2 protein-coding genes are annotated in these 2560 nt (G+C 50.5%); both read right to left on the bottom strand.

What is annotated here, in order from left to right; translation table 11 throughout:
• Window positions 1-330: 330 nt before the first annotated feature.
• Window positions 331-972 (bottom strand): transcription termination/antitermination NusG family protein, encoded by a 642-nt coding sequence (locus QVO66_RS01980; protein ID WP_021853707.1) that lies wholly within the window; start codon window positions 970-972, stop codon window positions 331-333.
• 273 nt (window positions 973-1245) lie between these two features.
• On the bottom strand, window positions 1246-2460 hold the full coding sequence (locus QVO66_RS01975) for a tyrosine-type recombinase/integrase (protein WP_021853706.1): 1215 nt from the start codon (window positions 2458-2460) through the stop codon (window positions 1246-1248).
• Between the last annotated feature and the right edge of the window lie 100 nt (window positions 2461-2560).

Below are 2560 nucleotides of genomic sequence, written 5' to 3'. Positions count from 1 at the left end.
TAGGTAGTGATTGCGAGTAATTTCTTTAGCCTTTACTTTTTATTTTTTATTTTTTTATTGCCATCTGTTCACTGTTAATTTTCACTTATATAGCGTTGCGTTAGCAACTTTTTTGTCCCGTTGGGGACAAAATGGTGAAATATGTTCAGAGTGGCTATATCTTTGCACAGTCTGTAGCTAATGGAGTGGGGTGTTATCCTGCCGATGAAGCTTTGGGCGATGTATGTCCGGTGTATTTTTTACCTGACTGATATTGCCCGCCTTTACGGTTAAGTTCTGAAATTAATTGGAGATATGATGATATATGTGGTGTTTATTATGACGATTCTGTTACTCTATCGGATCGAGCAGGTCGCGCGATATATTGACCTTGGCGCTGCCGAGGATGCCGATGTCGATGACGAGGCTGGTGCTGTTGTCGGGACACTGAAGGACATAGCCTTCGAGGCCCATGAGCTTGCCTCCGTTGACGCGTACCTTCTCGCCACGGCGCAACGGGCGCGGGTCGATGGTTACGTCGCTCTCGGCATCGCTGACCATGCGCATAAGGCTGCGCATCTGCTGGTCGGGGATGACGGCAACAGGGCGGTGGCCGTTTTCGGGACTGCCGGCTATGTTGACCATGAAGCGCTTGATGTATGGCAGGAACACTATCTCCTTGCGGCGCATGAGGTCGGTGCAGCGGATGAAGACGAGGGTGGGGAAGATGATGCGCTCTACGAGCTTGCGGCGGCCGTTGCGCCATGTGCGCATCTCCTTCTGCGCTGCCACATAGACCTCATAGTCTTTTTCGCTGTCAGGCTGCGATGCAATGCGTGCCAGAAGCCTCTCGCAACAAAGTTTTTCGGAGTTGTTGTTTACGACGGCTATATACCAATGTTTGCCGTTTCTGGCTGCTTTTGGCACGCCTACGGCGCCGTCGGTAGGTGTTACCGTCGGACTTTTAACATGCATCGGTGTATTGCTATCCATAATAGTCTCGTCTGCTTAGCTCAACAAATTGATGACTCACTCTTACGAAGAGTAAGTCTGACGTTGCTAAATGTTTGATAATCAGAGAATAAGAAACAATATGACATGCATCTGGTTCACATAAGTTCATATTGTAACAACTTTGAAAACATGAATAAACACTATTTTTATCGGCAAAATATTGGTAATAAAAAATAAATTCGTAAATTTGCAACGTTAGATGTACTCTTCGTAAGAGTAAGTCGTTTTGAACATACAGCCCTAAATATTTATTCAGATACCATTGAGGATGTCGCGGTTGGCATCGTCTATTTTCCCGGTCTTGATGGATGCGAGATATATCTGCGTGGTGTTCTCGGAGTCGTGGCCCATTGCCTGACTGATGATGCCTATGGAGATGTCTTTCTCCTTGGCTGCCGTGGCCCACGAATGGCGCGCAACATACATGGTGAGCGGAATGGGGATGTCTGCCATGACGCCTATCTTCTTGAGGTTGCGGTTGACGCGGAGCATGGCGTTGAGATACTGGCTGCGCTCGGTGCCGTCTTCACGGACGATGACGGGAAGGAGATATTGTGTGGAAGAAGGGCCGTAGGCGTCGACGATGGCCTGCATGGGGCGCTCCCATCTGACGGTGAGCTGCTGCCCGGTCTTCTTGCGGCTGTAGACGACGTAGTTGTTGCTGAGGTCTTTCTTGCGCAGAAATGCCATGTCGACAAACGACATGCCGCGCATGTAGAACGAGAAGAGAAACATGTCGCGCGCAAAGGCAAGTGGGGTGTGGGCTGCGAGGTTGAGAGCCTTGATGCGGCTGATGTCGGCAAGGCTGACGGCGCGGCGCGAGGTCTTGTCGACACCCGTGTAGACCGTGGCAAAGGGATTGCCCTTGGGGACGATGCCTTCGGCTGCGGCTTTGTTGTAGACGCTGCGCAGGATGCGCATATAGAACGACGTGGTGTTGCGACAAAGGCGACGGGAGCGCAGCCACGACTCATACGACTCGACGAACGGGGCGGTGAGCATGGAGAGGCTGATGTCGGCGCCGTTGCGGAATGTGGTGATGCTGCTGAGCGTCTGTCGGTAAGTGTCGGCGGTGCGCTGTCTGCCCTGGGCACTGAGCATGCGGATATGTCGGTGCATGAAGGCGAACAGCGAGTGGTTGACAGCCTGTTGAGAGTTGCGGTAGCAATGGATGATGTCGGCAGTGTTGTAAGGCAGTCCGCTGCAGTCGTATTTGCTGATTATGCCATTAAGCCGCTGCATCTCGTGTCTGATTCTGTTGCGTATGCCGAGCAGCGTGGCGGTGCGCCTGGCAGACACCGGCGACATGATGAATATGCGACTGTTGGGCTCGTCCCATTCGTCGGCAAAGATGCGGCATCTGGTGCTGAGCGTCTTAACCGTATTACGGTGTATAATCTGAAAATACAATGTGCCTTTGCGGCTGCTGTCAGCCGCCATCCTGAATGTTAGTCTTACTGTAGTCATGGTAAATGTTTTTTAATATAAAATATATGATTGGGAAATTAACAAATAAATAATGGGGTAGGAGTTAGAGTAGTTAAAGTAGTTATAGGAGTTAAAGTCA

Source organism: Prevotella sp. CAG:255 (genome assembly GCF_000431195.1).
GTDB lineage: Bacteria > Bacteroidota > Bacteroidia > Bacteroidales > Bacteroidaceae > Prevotella > Prevotella rara.
This window is presented reverse-complemented; position numbering and strand designations above follow the sequence as displayed.

Bases quoted from the DNA above. Each gene is read 5' to 3' on its own strand.
- QVO66_RS01975 (WP_021853706.1), bottom strand. From the start codon at position 2,460: ATGACTACAGTAAGACTAACATTCAGGATGGCGGCTGACAGCAGCCGC.
- QVO66_RS01980 (WP_021853707.1), bottom strand. From the start codon at position 972: ATGGATAGCAATACACCGATGCATGTTAAAAGTCCGACGGTAACACCT.